We start from the raw sequence: 24,617 nt of genomic DNA, 5'->3' as shown, positions 1-24,617 counted from the left end.
GGCAGGGTACTTGTAGGTCAGCGCTCCCCCCGTCCGCTAGCTCGGGCCGTGGCGGAGCCGAACACGACGCAAGCGTTTGCAGCACCGGACGGTTCCATGGGCTCCTTGCGTCTGCGCTGGGCATCGCGCATGGCCAGCTGGATTTGGGACTGGCTGGCGGCGTAGCGGGTCAGGGCGCGCTGATAGTCGTGGATGGCCTTGCCGGAGGCGAACCAGGCGGGGACGTCCAGCGGGGTCGGCTCGTGACCGGGACTTTGGTGGATGTCAGCTCCGTTGGTCGGGGTTGGGCTGGATGGGATCGCCGCTGCGGCAGGAGTACGGTGAGCAGCCGTCCTCGGGGCCGAACTCGGCCTCGTCGGCGGCGAGCCGCTCCTCAAGGGCGAGCTGCTCTCGGCGCGTGAGGCGGTCGATGGGTGCCTCCGAGAGCGGAACCCGGGAGCGGTGCAGGTAGGCCTGGCCGAGCAGTGGCCTGCCGTCGGCGTTGGCCCGGGCGTTGCCGGCCCGGATCTGCGCGTCGAACTCGACGACGTCCGCCCACTCGTCGGGAGCGCCGTCGCGGATCGCCCGCCACTGGGCGTTGCCGTGGTACGGGCACCCCAGGCAGCTGCTCTTCGGCGTGCTTTCCAGGCCGTGTTCGGCGAGCAGGCCGAGGCAGTCTCCACGCGACAGGCCGAGTTCGAGCAGAGGGAACCGGTTGCGCGTGTACCGAACGTCGGCGTCCTTCGCGCGGTGGAACTCATCGGTACTGATGCCGATCCACTGCTCGGCGAAGACGTCGGCCGGTATTCGCTCCGGATAGGAGTATCCGAGAATTTTCCGAACCTGCCGCTTAATGGGCTTGATCTTGTATTCACCGGTGCACTGGCGCCGCGTCATCCCAGGTGAGCCGTCCTGGTTGAGGATGTAGAGCGGCATGCTGGCGAAGCGGTGGGAAGGGTCGAGAGCATCGCTCCTGATGTTTCCCGAGGAGACCCGGAGAATGGGAATTCCGGCAGGCTTGGCTATCTCCCGCTCCACGCGGTCGAGGTGCTCGTAGACCTTTTTCGGCTCCCATCCGGTGTCCGCGAAGATGGCGAAGTCCAGCTTGGGCAGCTCCCCGAGGGCGGACAGCAGTAGTAGACATGTCGACTGGACTCCGGCGCCCAGCGAGAGGGTGCGCACGGTCGGCTCGGCGGCGGTCGTGGTCCGGGCGCCGGCCGTAGAGGAGGGCCGGTTCGGCGGTGTCGGACGGCGGCTCATGCGGCCACCTCCGCCTTGGCCTTGGCCCGCTCGGTGATCGCCGCGGTCTGGCGGGAGGACGCCTTGCCGATCACGTCGGCGCCGGCCTCCTTGTACCAGGGCCGCAGACTCAGCAGGGCGGGTTTGATGCCGGTGGCGAAGAGCAGCGCCGAGCCCTTCTTGAGGGCACGGATCTGGTCGGCGGGCAGGATCCGCTCCTGGCGCATGGAGATCGAGGTGGAGCGGCCGGACTCGGACGTGGAGTGCGAGACCGTCTCGACGTCGTGCTCGCCGACGAGGCGGCTCAACTTGTCGGCGAAGTCGGCGTCGTCGATACCGGATCCGACGAGCTTGATGGTGGCCGCGGACCACATGGCGTCCATGCCGACCTCGCCCCACACCCGCTGGCCCTGCCGGTAGGACTGCAGGATTGTGATCGGGATGACCCCGCGCGATCCCAAGTGCGAGTACAGATCGGGGAGATCGCCGATTTTGCAGACGTTGGCGGCCTCGTCGAGCACGGCGAGCAGCGGCGGGTCGAGGCGCCCGCCGTCGCGCTCGGCCTGGATGACCGCAGTGCGCATCACCGAGTCGGCGGCGGCGGCGATGAGAGCCGAGGCGCTGCCTCCGCCGTCCTTCGACAGCAGGTACAGGGTGTCCCGGCGGGTGACGAAGTCGGCCGGCTTGAACTCCGGCAGCGTCTCGCTCGGGGTGACCCAGGCGGAGATCTTCGGGTCCAGGAGGCAGGCCGCGTACTGGCGCGCGGTCTCGAAAATGCCGTCGCGGGTCTCGACCGCACCGCTCACCGTGCCCTGCAACTGGGCTGCGATGGCAGTCAGTTGGTTGGCCTTGAGGATGTCGATCGGGGTTCGGTCGGCGGGCTGGGCGAGCCAGCCGAGGACATCGGTGATCGGGCGCCCGTCCGCGCCGGCCGCCAGGAACAACGCGGTGAGGGTGTTGGCGGCGGCCGTGGACCAGAAGTCGCCCTGCTCGCCCTCGTCCACGCTCGCGGTCACGAAGTGCTGGGCGAGACGCCTCGCGCCGGGCAGGTCCTTGGCGTCGGCGAGCGGATCCCACCACATCGCCTGCTCGGTGTGGGCGATCTGCTGCGGGTCCATCGTCCACACCCGCCCGGCCGCTGCGCGGGCATCGAGCGTGACCGTGTAGGCGTCGCCCGCGGCCTTGTTACTGGTGAGCAGGACGGGGCCGGGCGCGCGCAGGATCGACGGGACGGCCAGCGAGGTCGTCTTGCCGGAGCGCGGCGCCATGATGGCGACGGCGACGTCCTCCCAGGAGGTGCGGACCTCGGGGCCGTTCTCGCCGAGGTTGCCGAGCAGAATGCCGGTGTCGTCGGGCTTGATCGATCCGGGCTTTGCGCCGGCGAGGCTGGGGCGAAGGCTCTTCGCCTTGGCCGTGACCTCCTTGGGCAGCAGGACGGCTAGGTCGCGGCTGGTGGCCAGCCCGGCGCTCTTGGACCGGCGGCGCTTGAGCACCCAGCCCGCGGCGATGCCGGCCAGGAGGGCGAAGAGCAGGCCGGGGATGATCCGGGCGCCGACCTGGACCTGCGCCGGCCCGAGTGCGGGCCACAGCCGTCCGGGGTGGAGGGCGGCCACGATCGGCTGGTACGGCCGCCAAGGGCCAGCGCCGAACAGGTAGTTCGTGACGTCGCCGCCGACCCAGGCGAGCGAGCCGTAGGCGGCGAGGGCAATGCCGGCACCGATCAGGGCGTAGAGGAGCGCGTCGGTGCCAGGAGAGGAGGAAGGGGCTTTGGGAGAAGAAGAGGGAGAGGGCAGGGAGAGTCCTTGCTGGGAAGACCCGGGCGCGAGGTGGGGGCGCGTGGGGTTGCGGAAAGGCCGGGCGGGCGGCGCGGTGTGGTCACGCGCCGGTGGCCTGGGCCAGGGAGATGTTGGTCAGCGACGCGGTGAGGCGACGCTGTTCACCGGGGCCCAGGACCGGGCTACGGGCGCGGGCGGGGCGCCGACCGGGGCGGGGCGGGTGCGGGCGGCCAGCGTGCGGTGACGGCCGTTGGCGTGGTCGAGGTCGGCGAGCTGGCAGGCCGCGTGCGCGAGCGAGTGGTCGCGGTGAAGCGGCGGGACGGTGCCGTCGGGGCGCATCAACGGGGCGATGATCCGCACCTCGTGGCTGTCGAGTCGCAGCGCGATCCACCGGCAGCCCGCCGACGGGTCATCGGCGGGGACGATGCCGGTGGCGGCAAGGACCCGCCGCGTGGTGGCCGCCCACTGGGCGTCGGTCAGAGCCGACGCATCGGGGTGGTCGCGGATCGTGCAGTGCCAGACGTCGCGGCTGCGGCCGGGACGCCGGTCCCGGTCTGGACGGTGGACGTGGAGGAATTCATCCAACTCGGAAACCAGAGAATCGAGTTCGGCGGTGCCCGGCGCCGGTAGAGCGGAGATCTCGCGCCAGGCGCTGATGATGCTCGCGCGGGGGCGGCCGGGCAGGCGCAGCGTGTGGTGCTGGGCGGAGACGAGCAGGTCGCGGGTGCTCGCATAGCGAGTGATCGAAGGAATCAGGGAAGTAACGTTTCCTCAGCGCCCGCGTGCCCGGCCGGCCGCGCCGCTCCCGTACGCCGGCTCAGCGGAGATGGGACGCGAGGACGGGGGCCACAGCCGGGTACGTCCCGCCGCGCTGGAGCGGTTGCCCGGCAGGGACCAGGCGGGCTGAGCGGAGGACGGCGCGGCTTTGTGGGTGGCGGCGTACTGCGCCGCGAGCCGGTCGAGTTCGGCGATGCGCTGCTCGTTCTCTGGCCGCCAGTGCAGGACGGCTCCGCCGCCGCCGTGGTTGGGCTCGCTGCGCAGGTATTCCGCGTCGGCGGCGTCCACGCTCGGGTGGCCGGTGGAGACCCACCAGAAGCTGTTGAGGTATTCGACGTCCCACTCGTGGTCGAACTCCGGGTCACCGGAGTCCTTGGTGTGGACGAAGTCGTAGAAGCCGACGGACCAGGTGCCGGTGGCCGACTCCCAGAAGACGTGTTCGCGGTTCAGGCTGATGGGGCTTCTCCTGGGGTGAGGGTTCAGCGCGTGTGGCGCGCGGTGGGGACGGGTGGAGGCTGCGCCGAGGATGGTGCGGCGGAGGCGGCGCCGATGTTGCGGACGGCGGCCGAGCGGATTCGGGCCGGGTGGCTGGCCAGGGCGCGCAGCTGCGCGGGCACTTCGGTGAGGTCGGCGCCGGCCTGCCAGATCTCATCGGCGGCCAGGCCGAGCGGCTGCCACAGGTATCCGCCGCCGGGGCGGTCCTTGACCCATCGGCTTGCGGTGGCGATCACGTCGGACAGGGCCTCCAGGGTGCCGCCGTCGCGGATGATCTCCTCCACCAGGGCGGCGACCTCGGCGGGGGCGGATGCCCCGCGGATCTGGTGGGCGACTTCGCGCAGGGCTTCGGTGGCCTGAACCTGCGGGATCTTCGGGGGCATGGTCTCCTTCGGGATGGTCATCGGGTCCGGCCAGGCGCTGGGGACGGCGTCGCGGGTTGGTGGGCGGTGGCTTCGGCCGGCGCAGGCGAGGAAGTGGACGTGCGGGAGACGAGGCGCGGTGCTTGAGGTGAGCGCGCCCGGTGACTGCGTGCGGGCGGCGCTCGGCTGTGTGCCTTCGGCGTTAGAAAGGGTTCTCGGTGCTGCGGTCGGCGTCGGTGGCGGCGTCGAGCAGCTCGGGCAGGTCGCCGGGTGCGGCCTCGCGCTGGTCCACCCACCAGCCCGCCCGGTCGACGGTGCGCGCGCGGTCCTCGATCTCCTGCCACTGCTCCTCGGTGAGGTCGCCCTCGGTGACGAGCTTCTGGTAGGCGGCGGTCACGAGCTGGTGGCGGCAGCGTTCGCCCCAGGCGAGGATCGTCGCGGGGCCGGACAGGGGCGGCATGCCGTACTGCTCGGCCCACGACGCGGCGGCTCCCTGCTCCTCAGCGCGGCGGGCCGCGATCCATGCCGCGCGTTCCTCGTCGCGGTTGCCGTCGCGCTGTGCGCGCCAGCAGTCGGTGCAGTCCCGGCCAGCGAGCCATCGGGCGTAGCCGGCGCGTCGGTCGGCCGGGCGGGAGGTGAGGTCGTGTTCGACCTCGTGCCCGCAGGAGTGGGTGACGTTGTAGTGCGTGTTGACGGCCAAGAGTGCGGGTTCCTTCGGTCAGCGGGTGTGGATGCTGTAGGCCAGGCGCGGGTCGACGGGCTGGGCGGCGGCTTCGACGGGCTGGGCAGTGGTGACCCGGCCAAGGCGCAGGCTGGTGGTGGTGGCGGCCTGGGCGCGGGCACCGAGCGCGGGCGAGACGGCCGGCCGGGCGGCCTGCACGGGGCGTCCCGCGCGGGCGGGGGCCGCCGCGGAGATCGTCTCCAGGTCGCGGCGGACGCCGCCGAGTGTGGTCTGGGCCTGCCCCAGCACGGCAGACACCTGGGCGGGATCCAGGGCCTGGGGGTCGTCGCGCAGCTGCTGGGAGAGCCCGGCCAGGATCTCCTCGACCGCGGAGAGCGCCGCCTGCCGGTTGCTCAGCAGCGCGCCCATCCGACGGTCCGCGTCTGCCCTCGCGGGAGCCGGGTGCAGCTGGGTGGCGAACGGGTCCAGCCCGGCCGCAGGCGCGTTGGTGCGTTCCGCGTCGTGCTTCGGCGCGGGGTGCAGCTGGGTGGCGAAGGGATCCAGCCCGGCCGCAGGCGCGTTGGTGCGATCCGCCTGCTTGGGCGCCGGGATGATCCGGGTGGCGAAGGGATCTTCTACCACCTCGGCCTTGGCGGGTGGATCAGCGGCGATCTTGATCAGGCGGGTGTTGAACAGGTCGCCGGGATTGTCGGGGGCGTGTTCCGGGTCGTATGCGGCGTCCGCCGCGACGCTCAGCCCTGCCGTGCGCAGCCGCGCCACGGTGTCCGTGGCCCGCTCCACCCCACCCGCCTCCTGCCTGGTCAGGGCGAAGAGCGTCGGATGGTCGGGCACCCGGTAGAAGCCGGCCTTCGCCAGGAGCCGGGCGGCTTCCGGGCTGTTGCTGGTGTTGGTGGCGGTGATGCCGTGCTCGGGGTGGGTGCCCACCGCCACGTCGGCGCGCCCGGCCGCCACGGGTGCCGGTGGGGTCACCGGGGCGGCCCCGGGAGTGACGATCTTCGTGCCGAGTCCTGCGGCGACAGACGAGGGGGAGGGGTAGCCCGGGTGGGCGTCGTACTCGAATCCCGGGTCCGGGCGGACGTCGGCACCGGTGGCGCGCAGGGCCGCCACCGTCTGGCGGGCGTGCAGGATCAGGCTGTCGGTCTCGCCGGCGAAGCCGTAGTCGGCGGTGCCGGGGATGGGGCTGAAGCCGTAGTCGGCCAGCAGGCGCCTCTGCTGGTAGGTGGCGTGCTCCAGGCCGGTGGCGGCGACGCCGTGCTGGGGGTGGCGGACGATACGGATGGCGGGGCTGTCGGTGATGCGGCTCTCCTAGAGCGTGGCGGCGGTGGAGGGGGCGGTGGACATCGCGCGGGCGGCGGGAGCGGCCTGGATGATCGGGCCAGCGGACAGCCCCCGTGCGGTCACGGCGCTCGCCGCAGTGGCACGGACGCTGCGCGCCGTGGCGATCGGCGCCTCGACGGCGGTGCCGAGATCGACCAGGCCGGCCTGGACGGTGGTGAGGGTCTCGGACAGGCTGGCCGCCTGGTGCTTTGCGATGCCCACCTGGGCGCCGAGGATCTCGCCCTGCTCCGGGGGAAGCCGGTCGATGAACGCCTGGGCGGAGTTGAGCAGTTCGACGAGGTTGGGCAGTGCTCCCGTCCTCGGGTCAAGGGCGACGTCCAGCACGTCGGCCACGTCGCGGCTGTCGGTGAGGCTGCGCAGGTGGACCGTTTCGAGGGCCAGGTCCTCGGCGGCTTCGGCCAGCCGGTCGGCGGAGGCCGGAGGCGTGGCGAGCCCGATGGTGGCGACCTGGAGGCCCAGACCCTGCAGGACCAGGCTCGCCCGGGCCGCCGCCACCAGCGCCTGCCGCTCGCTCGCTCCGCCGGGCGGCAGGTAGATATCGCGGTCGGGCGCCGAGCCGTCGTAGCGGAACCCGAACTGGCGCAGGACATCGGGCACCAGACCCTCGGTGGCGTCGGTCGCGGTCGCCGCGACGATGCCGTCGCTGTGGTGCCGGGCGAAGACGACGTCGGCACCGTCCACCGGCAGGCGGGAGGGTGCCGGGTCGGTGGAGGCCGCCGTGAGGAGATACGCGGCCTGGGCGGCGCGGGCGACGGCATCCGGCCCACTGAACAGGTACTCCCCGGTGCCGGGGTCGCGGGTGGCGCCGTTCTGCTCAAGGAGCAGGTGCGCACTGTCGGGTGAGTTGGGCTTGAGCCGGGCGGTGATGGCACCGTCCGAGCCCGGCGCGAAGGAGATGTCGGACAAGGAGATCCTCGGTTTGCTGATGGGAGGTGAAGGGGCTCGGTCAGCGCCGCCGACCGGGCGTGGCCGCAGGGGTATGGGCCGCGGAGTCGTGGGAATGTCCGGGGGCGAAGGCCCTGGAGGTCAGGGCTGCGGCGCGGGCACGGGTGGATGCCGGCGGCCGGGTCTCACGCAGGATGAGCTGCCGAAAGCTCCTGCGGACGTGGCCGGCGAACGCTTCGGGAACGTCGCCCGTGACGGACGTCTCGTGCCGGGGGAGGTGGTGGCGTAGCTCCAGGTAGTGGTCGGGCTTGCCGCGCTCCGAAGCGATCATCCACTCGTCCTCGCCGAACGTGCGCCGCGCCTCCACCAGCAGCTCGCCCCGCGCGATCAGCTCGGTGACTGTCCGGGAGTCGGGCGACTGGAGTCTGCTCAACCGGCGGCCTGCCTCGGCGCAGGCCGCCTCCGAGGTCGCCTCGGCGTGCGGGAACGGGGCCTGCGAGGTCAGCCAGGCGTAGTGCCGGACCACGTCGGCCGATCGCTGCTGCGGCGCGTGCCAGTTACGCACCCGCTTGCCGGCTGCCGCAAGCAGGCCGATCGCAGCCGCAGCAGCATCGGCCTGCTCGAACATCGGAACCGACCGGGGCATGTGCCAGGCCCCCAGAGGATCCGCCCGGTACCAGAAGCCGGCTTCGTCGAGGATCTCCTTGACGGCCGGTTCCAGGTGTCGTGGTGCGACGACGAATTCGCCCCAGTCGAAGTCCCAGCCGAAGGCCAGGTCTGCTGTCCTGGAGTGGCGGGGAACGGTCACCGGTGCCGCGTGGGCGCGGCTGACACCACGATCGGCACGGTGGCGACCTGCGGGCGGTGCTGCAGCTCCTTGATGCGCGCCAGCAGATCGGCCTCGGCCTGGTCGCGCTCGGTCGCGGCGTCCTCCAGTACCTCCAGCTGGTCGCTGAGGTCGGCGAGCAACTGGTCGTCGACCCGCCGCTGGCGGTCGGCGCAGATCAGCAGCCGGATGCGCTCGAAGGCAACGGTGGCCTCGGCCTTCGACAGCGTGCGATGGGCGTCCAGCACCCGGGCGGCCTGGGCAGACAGACGGGCTTCTTCCGCGTGGAGGGCGGCGATGCTGGTGCCGAGAGCCGCCTCGACACGGGAGTCGAGACGGGTGAGCGATGCGGGCAAGTGGCAACTCCAGAAAGCGAGGGGCAGGGCAACGGAAATGGCTGGCCGGGATCCGGCGGCCGGGCGGGGAGACTGGAGCGAGGGTGGGGTGGGTGCTCAGCGCGCCCGGCCGACGGCGGCCGACTGGGCAGCGACGGGCGCGGAGGGAGCTTGGCCGGGATCGGTCAGGCTCTTGGGCTGGGCCGAAGCGGAGCGGATCGCGCCCGACGTCGTCCTGGCCGCCGCCGCAGCGGCGGTCGGCGGCGGGGCCTGAAGCGGCAGACCCCGATCCAGGGCCCAGAGGTGGGCGTGATCGCTGAACCGGGAGGTCGGATCGGTGGACCAGGGGACCACCGGCCCGCGCTCGTGTTCGTACAGTCCGATCACCTCGACGCCGTGCGGATGCAGGACATAGGCCCAGTCCAGCCCCGAGGTGTTGTCGCTGGTGATGATGTCCTTCGCGGGCGGCGACGCATCCGAGGTGATGAGGCCGTGGCTGTCGAACTGTTTGCTGGGCCCGTAGTCGACGGCGCTTCGTACCTCCTCGGGTGCGCCCTCGAGCAGGTCGTTGCCGAGACCCGACCAGCCGATGGCGGGGGAGTCGATGAGGTAGGCGGCCAGGGCCTCGGCGTCTCCGCCGAAGCGGTGCTGGTAGGCGGTGAGCAGCAGGGGCAGCTGGTGGCTGGGGTAGCCGTCGAAGTGGCAGTAGATGCCGGTGTAGCCGCCGGTGTCGGTGGGACGGGCGATGACCGAACGAGTAGACAGGGGCCCTCCAAGGGCGGGAGGAAGGGGAGTGGTGTGCTGGGCCGTCAGCGTGCGTGGCTGGCGCCCGCCGTGGCGGGCGAATGGTCCACGCGGTCGGTGGCGACCACCCTGGATGGGGCCGAGAGCGGCGCGGTGCGTGAGGACGCTGCCGCTCGTCGGGACGGGGATGAGGGGATGCTCGGCTCCAGCGGGTGTCCGAAGTCGGCCGTCGCGGTCTCGAGGTCTTCGTACTCGGTGAGGCCGAAGTAGCCGCCGCCCTCGGTGGAGAAGATCGCCGCGCTGCCGGTCATGGGGTAGCTGGCCAGCAGTTTGGTCTCGCCGCTCGCCACGCTGAGCCGGGCGTGGATGACGAGGTGCCCGGCCGCGACGTCCGAGGCGATGTGGTGCATCCAGATCGTTCCCGGCTCGCGGGTCAGCGCAGGCCCTTGCTCCGGAGAGGCCGCGAGGGCCTGCTGCTGCTCGTCCTCGGAGTACAGCCGCAGCACGGTGTAGCCGGACGCTGTCAGCAGGCGGGCTGCTTCTGCGGAGATCCGCTGGCCGACGGACGCGGGGGTGTCCCGGCGCAGGCGGTGCAGTCCGGTGGCGTCGTCGCGGACGAAGCCGGCCTGCTCCAGGTACTGCCGGCTGGAGTGGTCGACGGCCAGGGCGGCGACCGAATCGAGAGCGGGGTCGACGGCGAAGGTGATGGTGCGTGGGGGCACGGTCCTCCGTTCAGCGAGGGGTTGGGGGCGAGGAACTGGGCAACGCGGCTACTCCTCGTCGGTGCCGAAGTCCGGGTCGTCGTCCTGGTCGTGGACGTAGCCGAAGACGATCCGCTCCAACTGGCCGAGCAGCAGGCCGTCATGGATCCGGAACGCGTCGAGGCGCTCGGCGACGTAGTCCTGCCGGTCGGCCTCGGCGCGCGCCACCTGGGCCAGGTTGCGCGTGGAGAGTCGGCCCCACTCCAGGAGGTCGGTCGGCGTGGCGAGTTCCATCCACACCCAGATCCCGGAACCCAGCTTGAGGATCCCCTGGGGGTGGAACATGCCGGACCGGCGGCGGGGGTTGGGGCTGCGGCGTTCGCCGAAGCCGCGCACCAGGCCGTGCGCGAGCTTGTCGAGGGCGGCGGCCTGGACGTGCGCTTCGAGGTCGGTGTCGGTGAGCCGCTGGCGAACCTCGGATTCGAGATCGCCCTTGCGGAAGCGGCCGGTATCGTCGGTTACGGCACGGGCGGCTTCCTCGACGATCTCCCACAGCCGTACTTCGGCGGTCGCACTCATGCAGCCTCACGCTCCCGCCAGGCCTCGGCCATCTCGGCCAGCGCGGCCATCGCCTGCTCGATCACCTCGCTGGTGATCGCCCGGCCAGTCAGCATGAACTGCGGATCGTAGAGCTTGACGGTGTCGGTGCCTCGGGCCTGCGCAAGCGGCGGCACCACCTCGCACAGGAACTGGGTGGCCACCCGGCGCTGCCGGACCTCCTCCTCCGCGCGCTCCTTGCGCTCCGTCCACGCCGCCGGCAGGCTCAGCACCCCCTCGACGACCTTGTCCGCCAGCTCCGGATCCTCCGCGCGGAGTCGGGCAAGCTGGTTCTCCACCGAGTCCCTCTGCGCCTTGGCCTCGCGCGCGGTCTTATACGCCTCGTCCAGGCCCATCGCGCCAGCAATGACCTGATCGATCAGGCCGGGGGCGTGGCGCACGACCGTCATGGCCTGTCCGACCAGTCCAAGCGAGACGCCGATCTGTTCGGAAATTGAACGGGCGGTCAGTTCGCTTTTTGAACAGCCTTCCAGTTCGGAATCTGAACAGGCCTTAGCCGCGACCATCGCGCTCTGGCCCTTGGTTAGGTTGCGGCGCCGAATGTTGACCCGGAGGGCATAAGCGACCGGGGTGGACCCGCCGTAGGTGGCGAATTGCGGCTCAACGCCAGCGATCTCGCATGCCCTGAGGCGGTTTCGGCCGTCGAGGACGCGGCCGAGGCTATCCAGCATGATCGGGTAGTACTGGCCGTTCGCCTTGATGTCCTCGGCGAGGGCGAGCAGCTCATCTTCGTCGAGCATGGGGAATGTGGCGGCGGTGGGATGGAACTCGATGATGGTGTCCTTGGGTGATGTGGGGGTCATGGCTCCGTCGGGAGCCGTTACCGTGGGAAGGCGCGCTGCTCTGGTGGTCAGCCGCCCGTGAGATCGGCGTAGCGGTCCAGGTAGAGATCGGGGCCGAGCGAGGGCGCGAAGTCCTCCCACTGCGACTCGTCGGCGGTGTACTGGTCCAGCAGCGCGGACTGGACCTTGCCGGGGAGCTTGACGAAGTCGTCGAGCCCGAACAGGAGCTGGAGGTCGAGGGGGCCGATGGCGGTCTGGTCGATCGTCCAGTTGGCGATGACGTGTGCGGCGTGGGCCTGGATGAGAGGGACGTAGGAAGCGTCCAGACCGGCGTTCCCGCACTCCTCGGCGGCGAAGGACTCGAGCGCGTCGACGAGCTTGACGTCGTCTCGGAGGGCGTGCGTGATCATGGTAACGAGCTCTTCGACGGCCATGTGCAGTCGTGCGCGCAGGTCGCGGTCAGTCAGCCAGAAGCCGGTCGCGCGAGGCTGAAGCGGGCTAGCGTTGTCGGTGCTCATCGTGGTTCCTGTCGGTTCTGCTCCCAGACGCTGGCGCGCGGGATGCGGGGGTGGGGTAGGGGTCGCGCAGCCTGTTTGGGGTTGGGCTGCCGGGGCTGATCAGCTCATGCCTTCATGCGACTGTCGGTGTCGTAGAGGCCGCGCTCGGCGGGGTGGAGCAGGTGCTGCACCACGAAGCTCCGCCCGGCGATCTTGTAGAGGCCGCGTCCTCGGGTCAGCGCGGCGATGGCCTGGGTCTCGACGCCAGTGAGACCCAGCAGGCTTGCGGTGGCGGCGAGTTGGTCGGGCTCCTGGCGGTAGATGATGCGTGTCGCGCAGTCGGTGAGCAGACCCTCGGCCAGGGCCCGGCCGCGGGAGCCGGCGTCGCCGGCCGACAGCAGGTCGGACAGGCGGTGGATCACCAGGAGGTTGGCGATGCCGAGACCGCGGCTGAGCTTCCACTGCTGCTGCATGCGTTCGAGCAGCGGCAGGTGGCGCAGGAGCCGCCATGCCTCGTCGTAGACCACCCAGCGCCGTCCGCCGCCGGGATCCGACAGCGCGGCCTCCATCCACGCCGAGGCGCAGGTCATGGCCAGGATCAGTCCGGTGTCGTCCCCAGCGGAGCCGAGCTGGGACAGGTCGATGCTCAGCATCGGCGCCTTCGGGTCGAACTCCACGGTGCTCGGCGCGTCGAACATGCCGGCCAAGTCGCCCTGCACCAGACGCCGTAGCGCGTGGGCGAGGTCCTCGGCCGCGGCGCCGAGGCGGCGGGCGGGGTCGCCGAGGGCGTCGTCGAGGCGGCGGGCGTTGCCGAGCATCGCGGCGATGTCCCCGAGCAGCGGCACCCGGCGGGCGTGCTCGGCGTCGGCGACGACCTCGTCGAGCGCGATATCGAGCGCGGTGTGCTCCATCGGCGCCAGATCGCGGTGGAGCACGGTTCGGGCGAGTGCGCCGAGCAGCAGGAGCCGTCGCTTGCGGACCTCTGCCGCCCAGTCGGTGGGGTTGGCTCCGGCGGGGGCGGCCGGGGCGTCCAGCGGGTTTAGCCTGCCGCTCATCCCGGGGCCGAGCGCAATGGTGCGCCCGCCGAGCGCCTCGGCCACCCCGCTCCATTCCCCCTTGGGGTCACAGGGGATGTAGACCTTGTATCCGTGCGCGATGCTGCGCAGCGCAAGCGACTTGGCCAGCGCCGACTTGCCCATGCCGATCACGCCGGCGAGCAGCACGTTGGGGTTGGTAAACCCCTCGACCTTGCCGTACAAGCTGAACGGGTCGAACGAGAATCCGGCTTCGGCGTGCACGTCGCGGCCGATGTAGATGCCGCCCGCGCCGAGTCCGCCTTCGGCGAGGAAGGGGAATGCTCCGGCGGCGACGGCGGTGGTCATGCGGTGCGGCGGGAGCTTGAGCTTGCCGCCGCGGGCGGAGGCGGGACCGGGGCGGCCGGCGGCCGGGTAGGTGGGGCGCTCGTCGAGTTCGTCGACGGCGGTGTCGGTGCGATGGTCGGGCCGATCGGCGAGGCGGGCCTCGCGCTGGGCGGCGGCGAGGTCGCGCCGCGCTTGGCGGCGCTCGTTGCGGCCACGGCGGGTGGGGGTGAACAGCGCGCTGGCGCTGGTGCTGGTGCGTATGCGCAAGGGGGTGGGTCTCTTCTCGCCGGGTCGGCTAGTGACGGATCATGCCGGTGGTGACGGCTTGCAGATCTGTGGGTGTGGTGAAGTACCGCACCCGCTTGGAGGTCTTGAGGTGGCGCTGGCAGATCGTCAGCTCGGGGGCGCCCTCCGGTAGCCGCAGCGCGCACGCCTCGCGGGTGGGCAGTCGACCGTCGTCGCGCGGGGCTGCGTGGTAGGCGGCGTGGAGGTGCTCGGCGGTCTGCCACAGCCGGATTCGACCGTTGTGGAGGTGAGCGCCTTCGGTGGCGACGTGGGGGCGGGTGCGGACCGTCGCTTGGTCGACCAGGAGGTGGAGGGCGACGACGTGCTCGTGCAGAGCGTCGAGTTCTTCGCGGGTCAGCGGCTGGTCGCTGGTCAGCTCTGTGGCGCGGTGGCAGGCGAGGGAAGCGGTGGCGAACCCGATCAGGTTCGTCTCGTCGTGGTGCATGGGGTGCCCTTCGGCGGTCAGAGTCGGGCCAGGGGGAGGGCGGCGGCGGTGAAAGCCTCGGCCTGCTGCATCGTCAGGCGGCGCAGGTCGATCAGGGCGGCGACGGCGGCGGTCTCGACCTGGGCGCACGCAGCGCTGAGCTGGTCGGCGTCGTCGGCGGAGACGACGAGCAGGCCGGTCATGGCGACGTCGGCGTGGCCGGCGATGAGCTGCAGCTCGCGCTGCTTGACGTCGGCGTACTCGACGGTGTCGGCCTCGGAGTCGACCTGGCCGCGGCGCACGCGCTCGGCGGCGTCCGAGATGATCGTCGCCTTCTTGCGCTGGACGTCCTTGAGGGCGGCGTCGAGCTGCTGGGGGGTGTAGAGGAGCGAGAGGGTGCGCCGGACGCCGGAGGAGTAGAGGAGTTGGTGGAGGAAGCCGGCCGATGTCTCGGTGCGGGGCCACTGCTCGATCCAGAAGACGGCGTGGTGCGCGGAGTCGGTACGGATCTTCTCCGTCTCCTCGACCAGCACGACCGGACCGGCGGCGGCGACATCGGCCTCGGGGCGGCCGGAGTCGGACCAGCGCTCCAGCGCACCGAGAACCGCGGGGTCGTAGGCGGTGCGGACCGTGGCCGCGATCTCGCCGGCGGTCAGCCAGCCGCCGGGGGTCAGCCCCGCGCTGCGGACGGAGGCGTCGAGGCTGGAAGTGAGCTGCTGGAGGACGGCGAACGCTCCGGCCAGGCCGCCTCCGGCCTGGTTGATCAGGCGGCGGGCGGCGCGCAGGTCCAGCGCGATGGCGATGTAGGCCTCATGGGGCGCGGCGGACGGACCGGCGGCGGAGAGCAAGTCCTCGTAGATCGGGCCTGCGACCGGCGTGTTGGGCCGGCCGTGCTCCAGCCAGTACCGCTGCAGGGCATCACCGGAGTCCGGGACGGTGCGCTCCATCACCTGGATGCGGGCGATCTGCCCCGAGCGGGACAGCGCGGCCAGCGCCCTTCCCCACCCGGTGACGTTGCTGGCCTGCGTGGAGGGATCGAGCAGCGCGAACGCGCGGCTGCTGACGCGGGTGACGGCGGTGAGAGTGGCCTGCTGCTGGTCGTGGACCGCGCCGAGACGGCGGTCGGGGGAGGTGACGGCGCGCAGCGAGGCGGCGGTGCCGGGCAGGTGGAGCAGGCCCTCGATGCGGGGGCGGGTCGAGGGCCGGGCCAGCCACAGCAGCTGGCCGCGGGTGCGGCGCAGCCAGTAGCGCAGGGCGATCGGCGCCCACTCGGCCAGCGACCGGCCGCGGATCCGGAAGACGACGACGGCGGCCAGCAGCACCCACAAGGGGGTGAGGGCGAGCGCTCCGACGATGCCGACCGTCATCAGGACGGCAAGCAGGACGGCGCCGCCGACCGCGGTGAGGACAAGCTGCGGGAGGGTCAGGCCGAGGAGGATGCCCCGGCGGCTTCTGGTGGGGAACTTGATGGTGGCGGGGGTCTCGCTGGGGGTGCTCAGGAGGCGCTCTCTTGGTGCGGGGGCGGGAGGGCGACCCCGGGCCCCGCCGGCGACCACCTACCGACGTCGGCAGGTGGTCGCCGGCAGGACGAGGCAGAGACGTTTCTGCCGGCGGGGTGCGGAGGGGAAGCGCGGGCCGGGCGATGCCCGGCGGGCCGTCAGGACGGCGAGCGGTGCGGAAAGGTGAACCGCTGGCCGGTGCCGGCGCCGGAGGCGGCGGGTCCGGAGGGTGAGGCGATCACCGGGTCGAAGTCCGGGCCGCCGCCGGTTGGGGTGGGAGAAGACCCCGGCGTCGACAGGCCGGGGGAACCGGCCGCGGTGTGGGCGTCTGCGGCCGGGCTCGAACCGCCGGACGCAGCCGGGGCACCGGAGCCGGTGCCGGAGGTGCCGGCGCGGGTGATGAGCGCGCGGCCCTGATCGCCGTCGGACCGGTCGGTGGCGGGGCGGCTGACCAGCGGCACGCCGCCGTCGCCGCCGCCGGAACGCTGGGGCTCGCCGTACTTGAACGAGGTGGGCGTCGCCTTGGCGAGGGTGTCGGTGCTCGGGCCTTCCGGTCCGCCACCTCCGCCGCCCTGGCCCGTGCCGGTGGACTGCATGCCGGGGACCTGGGAAGGCCCGGCGGGGCTGGCGCCGGCCGCGCCCGCTCCGGCCGACGCCCCGGCCGCGCCGCCGGAGCCCGCGGTCACGGCCATCTGCCCGGCCTTCTTGGCAGCGGCGCTGGCGGTCTGGAGTCCGGCGGCGGTGGAGCGGTGCAGATCGTGCGACTGGCCGTCGCCGGCCCAGTGGATGAATTTGTAGACCATGAACGGTGCGCACAGGACGAGCGCCATCACCACGAGACCGGCGATGATGTCGCTGAGTGCCTGGATGCCGTCCTTGGTGTCGCTCTGGCCGATCGCGGACACGCCGACCAGCATGACGATCGTAACCACTAGCTTGGAGAAGACCAGGGTGGCGGTGGCCTCGATCCACTTGCGGCGCCAATCGCGCGTGGGTTCCCAGGGCCCGCCGGCTGCGGCCAGCGGGGCCAGGACGACGAGCACGAGCAGCGACACCTTCCGGAAGATCATCATGCCCCAGTAGAGGACCGCGCCGACGGCGCATCCGAGTGCGGCGACCACCGGCACGAGCCAGCCGAGCGGGATGATGACGCCGAGCTCGCCGACCTTGACGATTCTCCTGACGGCGTCTGCCATCGAGACGTTGGCGATCTGGAAGAGGCTGCGGGACAGGGCGTCGACCACGGTCAGGGCGACCGCGGTGAACGAGATCGCCGTGACCGCGAAGAGGACTGAGCTGACGGTGGCGGTGACCGCCTGGCCCAGCGCCTGGCCGTCTCGCCGCCACGCGGCCCTCATCAGCTGCAGGATGAACGTGAGGACGATCATGGTGAGGCCGATGGACAGCACCAGGCCGTAGTTGTCGCGGAACCATCCCGCGCTCAGGTCGACCCGGGTGGTCTCATCGACGGCCCGCGAGGCCATGTCGACGGCGGAGGCGGCGAGTTCGCCGCAGCTTTTCGCAATCCAGTTGCCGATGCCGGAGGTGATGGAGTCGGCGATCGCGCTGGCGCCGCCGCAGATCAAGTTCACGCCAGGGACATCACAGAACCCGATGGGTGATCAGCTCCTCAAGTGGACTCCCTAGAGAAGGAGTGGTTATGGGTAGACGGTGGGGGCGATGGCGACGAGTGCGCAGTCCTGCTGGGGGCGGCACTGGACGGCCAGGGTGATCGCGCGGTCCTCGGCGCCCCGGCCGCCGCCGTCCCATGTCACCTCGACCTTGCCGGTGACGGTGACGGCGTAGACGTACGCGGCGGTGAACGCGCTCGGGTTGGCGGCGATGGCCCGCGAGTAGACGTCGGGCACGTGTGCCTCGCTGATGGCGGCCTTGGAGGTCTGGCCGTTGGCGGACAGACGCGACCACATTGCCGGGTCGGGGACCTGGCCCTCGACTGAGGCTTCGTCCGCGTACTGGGCCTCGTGGGTGAGCCAGGTGCGCAGCCCGTTCACGAAGTCCTGCTGGTTGGTGGTCCGGGTGTCGTAGGTCCACAGCGCGTCGACGAAGGCCGCGGCGAAGTCGGTCGGGCTGGTGGTGTGCGGCGGGTGGGCGATGGTGGCGCCCGCTTCGGTGGCGGTGGCGCTCGGGCGGGCCGAGGCGGTGGCCGAAAGGGTGGGGTGAACGGTGGAGCTGGGACTCGGCGTGGGGTGGTCGGTGTGGTGGCCGCCGCCTGCCAGCCGGGCTAGGAGCCCGGCCAGCAGACCGACGACCAGCAGCACGCCCAGCCCGATCAGCAGCCGATGGCGGAACGTCGAATCACCGCCGGAGACATGGGACTTGGGCTTGGGCACTTACTTGACCTGCGTCCCCAGGGCCGAGAAGAAGGCGACCAGGCCGTTGGCGGCGCCGAGGAGCAGGGCGACGCCGGCGCTGACCATGGCGCCCTGCTTGCCCTTCTGTTCGGCTCCGTGGCTGCCGCTGTGGTGGCCCCAGGCCCAGACGACGCCGGCGACGCAGAGCGCGCCGACGGTTGCGATCACTGCGAACAGGTTGATGGAGGAGACGACCTGCTTGAGGACGCTCAGGCCGGGAAGGCCGCCCTCGGCCGGGGCGACGCCCGGGTCGAACGCGAGGTTGGTGGCCGCCTGGGCGGCGAGGATCAACGACAAACGGTTCTCCAGAGAGGGATTTTGGTACGCTGGGGTGCGGAGTGGCGCCACGCTGGCGCGACAAGGGAAGAGGGCTCAGGGGGCTACCCGGCGGATCGCGATCACGCCGGATTTCCACGAGCTGTACGAGGCGACGCGCACGACGTCGCCGGTGTGCGGTGCGTGCACCACCAGGCCGTCGCCGATGTACATGCCCACGTGCTCCGGGCCGTTGGGGCCCGGCTCGGTGAACAGCAGGTCGCCAGCGCGCAGTTGGTCGGGCGAGACGGCCGTGCCCTGCGTGACCTGGGCGTAGGTGGTGCGTTCGAGCGTGATCCCAGCTGCCTTGTAGGACTGCTGCATCAGGGCGGAGCAGTCGCAGCGGCCCATCGGATCGGGTCCGTGGCTGTTGGTGCAGCTTCCGCCCCACTGGTAGGGGGTGTTCAACTGCCCGAGGGCCCAGCGGATGGCGGACTGCACGGCCACCGGGGCGTCGGTGGGGATCTGGTAGCCGGTCGGCAGTACGCCCGGTGGGATGATGCCCCAGTCGGTGGTGGTGCCCGGCGGCGTGCAGGAACTCGGCGAGGTGCTCGGAGTCGGGGTCGCGCCGCTGGCCGTTGGGGCCTTGAGCGCTGTCCCGATCGCCTGCTGCAGAGCGGTCGCCAGCGGCTCCCACTGCGCGTACGCGTCCGGGTACCCGCTGAGCTGGACCTTCTGCGCCGCGACGGTGAGCGGCAGATCCTGCCAACCTGACACCTTGAGCAGTGCCTGGTAGAACGCGGTGGATGCGTACACCGGGTCCTGCAACTGCGCCGCAGTGCCCCACCCTTGGGAAGGGCGCTGCTGGAACAGCCCGAGCGAGTCGCGGTCGCCGCTGGACAGGTTCCGCAGCCGCGACTCCTGCATCGCGGTGGCGAGCGCGATCACCTGGCCGCGCGGCGGCACCTTGAGGGCGACGCCGGTGGCGACGATCGTCTGGGCCATCGGGATCTGCACGCTCGGCAGGTCCAGTCCGGCGACGGGAGCGGTCGGCCCGGCGGCGCCAGACAGGATCAGCTTGACCGCCGCCTGGATCGCAGCGGTGTCCACAGCCTGTGGACCGCCGCTGCCGGAACAGGCCCCGCTCCCGCCGTCGAACTCTCCGTCCTGCTGCGCAGCCATGGCGACCGGAAGGATCAGCGCGAAAGGCGCCAGCAGAATGGCGGCGCCGAGACCGGCGGCAACCTTCTTCACACCGCCTGCCGCAGGCGGAGCGACTCCCTTCGATGCGGCCCCGGCGAGGCGATAAAGGGCATGGGCAGGTGAAGTCCCGTCAAGGAAATCTCCGATCGTGTGGCGGCGCGGGGCGGCCCGTCGAAAGGCGGCCCGGCGCTGGGGCGATAAGTGGGGAGCCGCGGCGGGGAAGGCGGCGAGCTGGCGTTCCGGCGGAAGTTCCCGCTTCCATCGGCCAGGTCGAAGCGCTTGCGGCGACGTTTACGAACCTACGAGCCGGAATATTGCCTGTGCAAGGAGTTCGCGAATATTTGCGAAAATTGCCGAAGTCCTTGCAGAGGCAATATTGCGAATCCTAGGGTCGTTTCCAGGCTCGGCGGTGCTCTGCGCTGCGGGGCCTTTCCATGCGCCGCCTCGACCGAAATCCCCGCCCAGTCGAGGCCATCTCGCGCACCAACGCCCCCACTCCCTGCGAGGACATTTGACGACCGACTACACCCTTCTCCGGGGCGATGCCCTGACCCGACTGGCCGAACTTCCGAGCGGCACCGTCGACTGCGTCATCTGCGACCCGCCCTACAACAGCGGTGGGCGTACGACGCAGGAGCGCGTCGGGCGAAGCGCCAAGGAGAAGTACACGACCGCCGGATCCAAGCGGGCCCTGGCGGACTTCCCCGGCGAGAACAAGGACCAGCGCAGTTACGGCTTCTGGCTGAGCCAGCTGCTCACCGAGGCGTACCGGCTGACCGCGGACGGCGGCACCGCCTGCGTCTTCACTGACTGGAGGCAGTTGCCCACTACCACGGACGCGCTGCAGGCCGGCGGCTGGACCTGGCGCGGCATCGTGCCCTGGTACAAGCCGGCCGCCCGTCCGCAGAAGGGTCGCTTCACCCAGAACGCGGAGTTCGTCGCGTGGGGCTCCAAGGGCGCGATGGACGGCGACCGCAACCCGGTCTACCTGCGCGGCCTGCTTGAGGGCAGTCAACCCTCGGGCAGCAAGCGCCAGCACATCACGCAGAAGCCGGTGGGCATGATGCGCGACCTGGTGCAGATTTGCCCGCCCGGCGGCACGGTCCTCGACTTCACCGCCGGATCCGGCTCGACCGGCGTCGCCGCGCTCCTCGAAGGCCGGTCCTTCCTGGGCGTGGAGCTGACCGACCATTACGCCGACATCGCCGAACAGCGTCTGGCCGAGGCCAAGCGCACCGCGCAGGAAGCCGACCAGGTCCCGGCGTAGCCGGCCCTCGCCCTCCCGACCTCGACCACAGGAGTTCTTCCCTGTCCAGCACCTGCCCCACCCCGTCGCGGCCCGACCACGACCGGCCGCAGGAGGATGACTGCTTCGAAGGCTGGAGCCTTCACCAACTCCCCGACGCCAGCGAGGCGTTCGTCAGCCCCTGCCAGCGGGTGCGGCTGCACATCCCGGCCGACACCGGCTGGGAGCACCCCTCGGTGACCGTCGCCGCCTACGACACGCCGACCGGTGCGATCCGCTGGCGCGCACGGTTCGAGGACACCGTGCCGGAGGAGGTGGTTGGCGCGCTGCTGTGCGCTGTTGCCCACGACTTCGCCCAGCCCGATCGCTACGACCAGCAGCGCGCGCTGCGGGGACCGGCCATCACCGAGCCCGGTGACATCCTCGACAACATCGCTTGCCCGGGCGCGGTCACCGGTGGGTGCAGCTGCCCCTCGACCTTCGACCTGGACCTCAGCACAAGTGCCCGCCACCCGCAGTGGCGCCTGCGTGGCTGGGACGCGGCCGGCCGCCGCTGGCGCGCGTGGTTCGACCAGGCGACGCCCGCCCACCTGATCGCCGCCGCCTGCCACCCGCTGACACGGCGGATCTGCGCCTACCTTCCGGCGGCGGCCGATGCGTACATCGACGAGCCGGGCGGTGACAGCACCGGGGCCGTGCCCGAAGCGGCCACACCCGACCCGCAGCCGGTGATCGGCCCGGAAGGGGCGCCGTTCGAGACCGTCCTCGACGTCGCACGCGAGGTCGTCCAGCAGACCGGCCGGATCGGGCCGCGTGCCATCGCCACCGGTGTCCGCGCCCGCGGCTTTGCGATCGGGTCCAAGCGGGCCCAGCGGATCGCCGAGATCCTCAAGGCCGAGCGCGCCGCTGGCCTGCTCTGACCCTCTGCCTGCCGGGCGGCCCCGGACTCCGGGGCCGCCCCACCCTCCTGAACGGAGCCCGCATGCCCACGCACACCGATTTCGCCGCCCACGACATGCCGATGGTCGTCTACCCGGGATACCTCGCCGGCCCCGGCGACCAGCACACCGTGTTCGACACGCTCTGTACCTTCGCCAAGGAGCGTGAGGACTGGTCCCTGCTGGCAGACGACGGCCTCGTAGCCTGGCACAACAGCAACGCCGCGAGCATCGAACTCGACCTCGCCGAGGATGCCGAAGACGAGCGCTGGATCATACTGAGCGCACGCGCCACCCTCGACAACCTCTGGCGCGTCGCCTTCGACGTACGCACTCCGGCCGAGGTGGTGATGGCCGCAGCCCGCCGCCTGGCCTTCGCCCTTGACCAGTCCACCGCCACCGAGCGCGAGCAGCGGCCGTGGAGCCACGAGGCCCACGCCGCCACGGCCGAGGCCCTGCGCGCCGAGGCGGGCCGCGCCAACTGGTCGCCGAACTGCGCCCGGGGCTGCACCGCCACCCTCCTCGCGCCCGACGGCACCGCCTCCCTCCAACTGCGGGACACCGAGAACGATCCCGTACCGGGGCGCGTCGGCTTCGTCCTACGCGCCGGAGCACGAGGCCACGAAGAGAACTGGTGGACTGCCGAATTCGGCCTCGCCGTTCCCACCGACATCGTCCTCGCGGTCCTGCGCACCGTCACCGACCCCGGCCGCTACACGCGCCGCGCCTCCCAGATCCCGATGCTCCACCGCCCCCTCCTGCGCACCCACCCGGTGACCCGACCGCGCCCGGAGCCCGCGCATGGCCGGTGACCACGCCCGGCCCGGCACCCCGCAAGCCGAGCAGCAAGTCCTGGTGAACCCCGGATACCTCGCCGGGCCCGGCGAACTCGACACCTCCAATGCGGCGTTCGCCGAATTCCTCACCGAGAACCGGGGCTGGGCCCGCTACTCCTGCGACGGCGGAGACACCAGCGTCGCGGTCAGCGACTGCCTCACCGGGCGAATCCAGCTCGACTACGAGCCAGGCGACCGCAACCCCCCGGTGGACGGTCGCCGGATACGAGTCCCCGGTAGGTGAACGCGCCTGGCACGCCACCTTCGACCAGGACACCCCGTGTGAGATTGCCCTTGCTGTCGCCGGCGGTCTGTCCCACGCCCTGTCCTACGGCAGCGTCGCAACACGGGACGAAGCCCTCTGGGGGCGACGGAACACCCGCGACACGCTGCTGGACCAGATGCGCGAGTCTGGGTGGCATGACGTCAGCACACCAAGCGGCATGGCGTTCCAGTCGCCCGACGCCACCGCAGGCCTGATCAGGTGGGACGCGGGAGCGTACTACGACGAGCCGCATGGCCAGAACCATCCCGCTGAGGTCACCCTCTGGGCCCGGTGCCCCGACGACTTCCCTCGCAAGGCGTGGTCAGCCCACTTCTTAGGGAACACGCCCACGCGTCTGATCACCGCAGGCCTGGACCACCTCACCGACCCCCAGCCCCAGGTGCGGCGCCTTGCGGAGGTCCCCTTCGCGCACCGGGACCTGGTCGAGATCCGGCCCTACACGGGATCGACACGGCCCCTGGCCGCCACCGAGCGCACCACACTGGCCGACATCCCGGTGGCGCGGTGGAACGCCGCGGCTGCAGCCGCAACACAGGCAGCCGCAGCCCGAGCAGCAGGGAGAAAGACCTGAGCACCACCCCGAGCCCGCCCCCCTGGACGGAGGTCGACGGCGACGTCCATGTCCACCCGGTCTACCTGGCCGGCAGCCTGCACATCGGCGACCCAGCCCTCCAGCCCGTCCGCGACCTGCCCCAGGCCAAAAGCCACCACGACGACCTGGGCAACTTCTACATCACGACAGCGGACGGCCGGATCCGCATCGGATTCATCCCCGAGCAGGACTGGGACACCCTGTGGATGATCGCCGTCGCTCTCAACACCTTCACACAGCCGCGTTGGGTCGCCAACTTCTCTGCCAACACCCCGATCGAGATCGTCACCGCCGTGACCACCGAACTCGCTCGGATGTACCGCTCCGACGACGACGGCTGGCTCGACGAGCGCACCGCCGGTGCCTTGGAGTGGATCACGCCCTACGCTGCCGCCGGGTGGACCTCGAAGGGCGTCGAGCAAAACACCCTCACGCTGCGCTCTTCGGACAACCTGGCGAGCATCACCTACCGACAGCGATGCCTCCAGCACAGTGCTGATTCCGAGCAGCTCAGTCAGGACGGCCGGTTCACCATCGGCACCATCAAGTCGGCGGGCTGGTACGGGCGGTTCAGCAGCGGTACACCCGCTTGCATCCTCCAAGCCACAGCGACCGAGATGCTCGACCCCAACCCCGTCCTCCGCTACCGCGACGCGCTCGACTACTACACCAAGCAGACTGCCACGATCACACCGATCACCCCGCCCGCACCCAGCCCCCTGGACCTGCAGCGCTCGGCAGCCCGGCTGCGCTCCGCGTCCAGGACCGCGCCGAACCCGTCGGTCAACGGACCGTCGAGCATCGTCTGGACGACCGCTGGTGGCGGCCGTCGCCGACGCGCTGATCGCCCCTACCCCGGTAGCCCGTCTCGGACGTGACCTCACCAGCGAGCACCTCGTGTACCTCGACGTCTGTCCGCTCGACACCCGAAGCCCGCCCGGCCCGTCGGCGCGAAGCGTCGCGGCCCGGGCCCGCATGGTCCTCTCCCTGCCCACCACGAAGACCACGCTGCCGCTCGGACCCGGCTCCGGCTGACCCGACCAGACCCGGCAGCCGATCCGCTGAACCCACAGCGGACTACACCGATCCGCAGCTGGTCGTGGCCGAGCGGGACGACCAGGCCGTGTGGAAGATCAGCGCCCACCCCGGAATCCCGCTCCGTCCACCGAGCTGGACTAGCGAGAAGGATTACCCTGATTAGTTCATCGCACCGTGACTCAACGGCTCCGCTTGGCGGGGCATCAGCCCGGCCAGCCCGCTGTGCTGGTAACGGACCAGACCCTCG

29 protein-coding genes are annotated in these 24,617 nt (G+C 71.4%); 7 read left to right on the top strand and 22 right to left on the bottom strand.

Annotated elements, in window-relative coordinates; all coding sequences use genetic code 11:
- Positions 1–264: 264 nt before the first annotated feature.
- From KV557_RS00220 to KV557_RS00115, 22 genes are all read right to left on the bottom strand, one after another.
- On the bottom strand, positions 265–1,239 hold the full coding sequence (locus KV557_RS00220; RefSeq protein WP_256176741.1) for a hypothetical protein: 975 nt from the start codon (positions 1,237–1,239) through the stop codon (positions 265–267).
- A complete protein-coding gene (locus KV557_RS00215) occupies positions 1,236–3,011 on the bottom strand; it encodes a type IV secretory system conjugative DNA transfer family protein (protein WP_218197798.1) in 1,776 nt (591 codons plus the stop codon). The genes KV557_RS00220 and KV557_RS00215 overlap by 4 nt, the downstream gene beginning before the upstream one ends.
- Before the next feature lie 117 nt (positions 3,012–3,128).
- Positions 3,129–3,578 carry a hypothetical protein gene (locus KV557_RS00210; RefSeq protein WP_218197482.1) on the bottom strand — a complete coding sequence of 150 codons (450 nt, stop codon included), beginning with the start codon at positions 3,576–3,578 and terminating at the stop codon, positions 3,129–3,131.
- A 186-nt stretch (positions 3,579–3,764) separates the two neighbouring features.
- Positions 3,765–4,058, bottom strand: coding sequence for a hypothetical protein (locus KV557_RS00205; RefSeq protein ID WP_218197481.1), 294 nt, complete (start codon positions 4,056–4,058; stop codon positions 3,765–3,767).
- Positions 4,059–4,249: 191 nt separating this feature from the next.
- Entirely contained in the window at positions 4,250–4,669 is a 420-nt protein-coding gene (locus KV557_RS00200; protein WP_218197480.1) for a hypothetical protein, read from the bottom strand.
- A 160-nt stretch (positions 4,670–4,829) separates the two neighbouring features.
- Entirely contained in the window at positions 4,830–5,327 is a 498-nt protein-coding gene (locus KV557_RS00195) for a hypothetical protein (protein WP_218197479.1), read from the bottom strand.
- 18 nt (positions 5,328–5,345) lie between these two features.
- On the bottom strand, positions 5,346–6,416 hold the full coding sequence (locus tag KV557_RS00190; RefSeq protein WP_218197478.1) for a hypothetical protein: 1,071 nt from the start codon (positions 6,414–6,416) through the stop codon (positions 5,346–5,348).
- Between the two features lie 198 nt (positions 6,417–6,614).
- A complete protein-coding gene (locus tag KV557_RS00185; RefSeq protein ID WP_218197477.1) occupies positions 6,615–7,553 on the bottom strand; it encodes a hypothetical protein in 939 nt (312 codons plus the stop codon).
- A 40-nt stretch (positions 7,554–7,593) separates the two neighbouring features.
- Positions 7,594–8,340: a hypothetical protein gene (locus tag KV557_RS00180; RefSeq protein ID WP_218197476.1), complete on the bottom strand. Its 747-nt coding sequence runs from the start codon at positions 8,338–8,340 to the stop codon at positions 7,594–7,596.
- Positions 8,337–8,714 carry a hypothetical protein gene (locus KV557_RS00175; protein WP_218197475.1) on the bottom strand — a complete coding sequence of 126 codons (378 nt, stop codon included), beginning with the start codon at positions 8,712–8,714 and terminating at the stop codon, positions 8,337–8,339. The genes KV557_RS00180 and KV557_RS00175 overlap by 4 nt, the downstream gene beginning before the upstream one ends.
- A gap of 96 nt (positions 8,715–8,810) precedes the next feature.
- A complete protein-coding gene (locus tag KV557_RS00170; protein WP_218197474.1) occupies positions 8,811–9,080 on the bottom strand; it encodes a hypothetical protein in 270 nt (89 codons plus the stop codon).
- Between the two features lie 422 nt (positions 9,081–9,502).
- The gene (locus tag KV557_RS00165; protein ID WP_218197473.1) at positions 9,503–10,159 is read right to left on the bottom strand and encodes a hypothetical protein; all 657 of its coding nucleotides are present in this window, start codon (positions 10,157–10,159) and stop codon (positions 9,503–9,505) included.
- A 48-nt stretch (positions 10,160–10,207) separates the two neighbouring features.
- On the bottom strand, positions 10,208–10,717 hold the full coding sequence (locus KV557_RS00160; protein WP_218197472.1) for a hypothetical protein: 510 nt from the start codon (positions 10,715–10,717) through the stop codon (positions 10,208–10,210).
- A complete protein-coding gene (locus KV557_RS00155; protein WP_256176740.1) occupies positions 10,714–11,559 on the bottom strand; it encodes a ParB N-terminal domain-containing protein in 846 nt (281 codons plus the stop codon). Before KV557_RS00155 ends, KV557_RS00160 begins: the two co-directional genes overlap by 4 nt.
- Before the next feature lie 47 nt (positions 11,560–11,606).
- Positions 11,607–12,056, bottom strand: coding sequence for a hypothetical protein (locus KV557_RS00150; protein WP_218197471.1), 450 nt, complete (start codon positions 12,054–12,056; stop codon positions 11,607–11,609).
- A 104-nt stretch (positions 12,057–12,160) separates the two neighbouring features.
- A complete protein-coding gene (locus KV557_RS00145; protein ID WP_256176739.1) occupies positions 12,161–13,663 on the bottom strand; it encodes an ATP-binding protein in 1,503 nt (500 codons plus the stop codon).
- Positions 13,664–13,691: 28 nt separating this feature from the next.
- Positions 13,692–14,126, bottom strand: a complete 435-nt coding sequence (locus KV557_RS00140; RefSeq protein ID WP_218197470.1) for a DUF6238 family protein — start codon at positions 14,124–14,126, stop codon at positions 13,692–13,694.
- 17 nt (positions 14,127–14,143) lie between these two features.
- Positions 14,144–15,604 (bottom strand): PrgI family protein, encoded by a 1,461-nt coding sequence (locus KV557_RS00135; protein WP_218197795.1) that lies wholly within the window; start codon positions 15,602–15,604, stop codon positions 14,144–14,146.
- A 158-nt stretch (positions 15,605–15,762) separates the two neighbouring features.
- Complete coding sequence (locus tag KV557_RS00130; RefSeq protein WP_308129694.1) at positions 15,763–17,196, bottom strand: SCO6881 family protein; 1,434 nt, start codon at positions 17,194–17,196, stop codon at positions 15,763–15,765.
- A gap of 66 nt (positions 17,197–17,262) precedes the next feature.
- Positions 17,263–17,955 (bottom strand): hypothetical protein, encoded by a 693-nt coding sequence (locus KV557_RS00125; RefSeq protein WP_218197469.1) that lies wholly within the window; start codon positions 17,953–17,955, stop codon positions 17,263–17,265.
- Positions 17,956–18,273 (bottom strand): DUF6112 family protein, encoded by a 318-nt coding sequence (locus KV557_RS00120; RefSeq protein ID WP_256176738.1) that lies wholly within the window; start codon positions 18,271–18,273, stop codon positions 17,956–17,958. It abuts the gene before it with no gap.
- A 75-nt stretch (positions 18,274–18,348) separates the two neighbouring features.
- Positions 18,349–19,485, bottom strand: a complete 1,137-nt coding sequence (locus tag KV557_RS00115; protein ID WP_374106573.1) for a C40 family peptidase — start codon at positions 19,483–19,485, stop codon at positions 18,349–18,351.
- A 460-nt stretch (positions 19,486–19,945) separates the two neighbouring features.
- On the opposite strand from KV557_RS00115, the gene KV557_RS00110 reads away from it, so the two are divergent.
- The 7 genes from KV557_RS00110 (at position 19,946) to KV557_RS00085 (ending at position 24,367) form a co-directional block, all read left to right on the top strand.
- Positions 19,946–20,701, top strand: a complete 756-nt coding sequence (locus tag KV557_RS00110; protein ID WP_256176737.1) for a DNA-methyltransferase — start codon at positions 19,946–19,948, stop codon at positions 20,699–20,701.
- A 170-nt stretch (positions 20,702–20,871) separates the two neighbouring features.
- The gene (locus tag KV557_RS00105; RefSeq protein ID WP_218197468.1) at positions 20,872–21,600 is read left to right on the top strand and encodes a hypothetical protein; all 729 of its coding nucleotides are present in this window, start codon (positions 20,872–20,874) and stop codon (positions 21,598–21,600) included.
- Between the two features lie 62 nt (positions 21,601–21,662).
- Positions 21,663–22,430, top strand: coding sequence for a hypothetical protein (locus tag KV557_RS00100; RefSeq protein WP_218197467.1), 768 nt, complete (start codon positions 21,663–21,665; stop codon positions 22,428–22,430).
- Positions 22,420–22,698: a hypothetical protein gene (locus tag KV557_RS42050; RefSeq protein WP_256176736.1), complete on the top strand. Its 279-nt coding sequence runs from the start codon at positions 22,420–22,422 to the stop codon at positions 22,696–22,698. Before KV557_RS00100 ends, KV557_RS42050 begins: the two co-directional genes overlap by 11 nt.
- A 199-nt stretch (positions 22,699–22,897) precedes the next feature.
- Positions 22,898–23,311 carry a DUF317 domain-containing protein gene (locus tag KV557_RS42045; RefSeq protein WP_256176735.1) on the top strand — a complete coding sequence of 138 codons (414 nt, stop codon included), beginning with the start codon at positions 22,898–22,900 and terminating at the stop codon, positions 23,309–23,311.
- Positions 23,245–24,210, top strand: a complete 966-nt coding sequence (locus KV557_RS00090; protein ID WP_218197465.1) for a DUF317 domain-containing protein — start codon at positions 23,245–23,247, stop codon at positions 24,208–24,210. Before KV557_RS42045 ends, KV557_RS00090 begins: the two co-directional genes overlap by 67 nt.
- Before the next feature lie 19 nt (positions 24,211–24,229).
- On the top strand, positions 24,230–24,367 hold the full coding sequence (locus KV557_RS00085) for a hypothetical protein (protein ID WP_218197464.1): 138 nt from the start codon (positions 24,230–24,232) through the stop codon (positions 24,365–24,367).
- The last annotated feature ends 250 nt before the right edge of the window (positions 24,368–24,617 follow it).

The sequence above is a fragment of the Kitasatospora aureofaciens genome (genome assembly GCF_019192735.1).
In the GTDB taxonomy this organism is placed as follows: Bacteria; Actinomycetota; Actinomycetes; order Streptomycetales; family Streptomycetaceae; genus Kitasatospora; species Kitasatospora aureofaciens_A.
The sequence above is the reverse complement of the archived record's forward strand: the minus strand, read 5'-3'. Positions and strand labels throughout refer to the sequence as shown.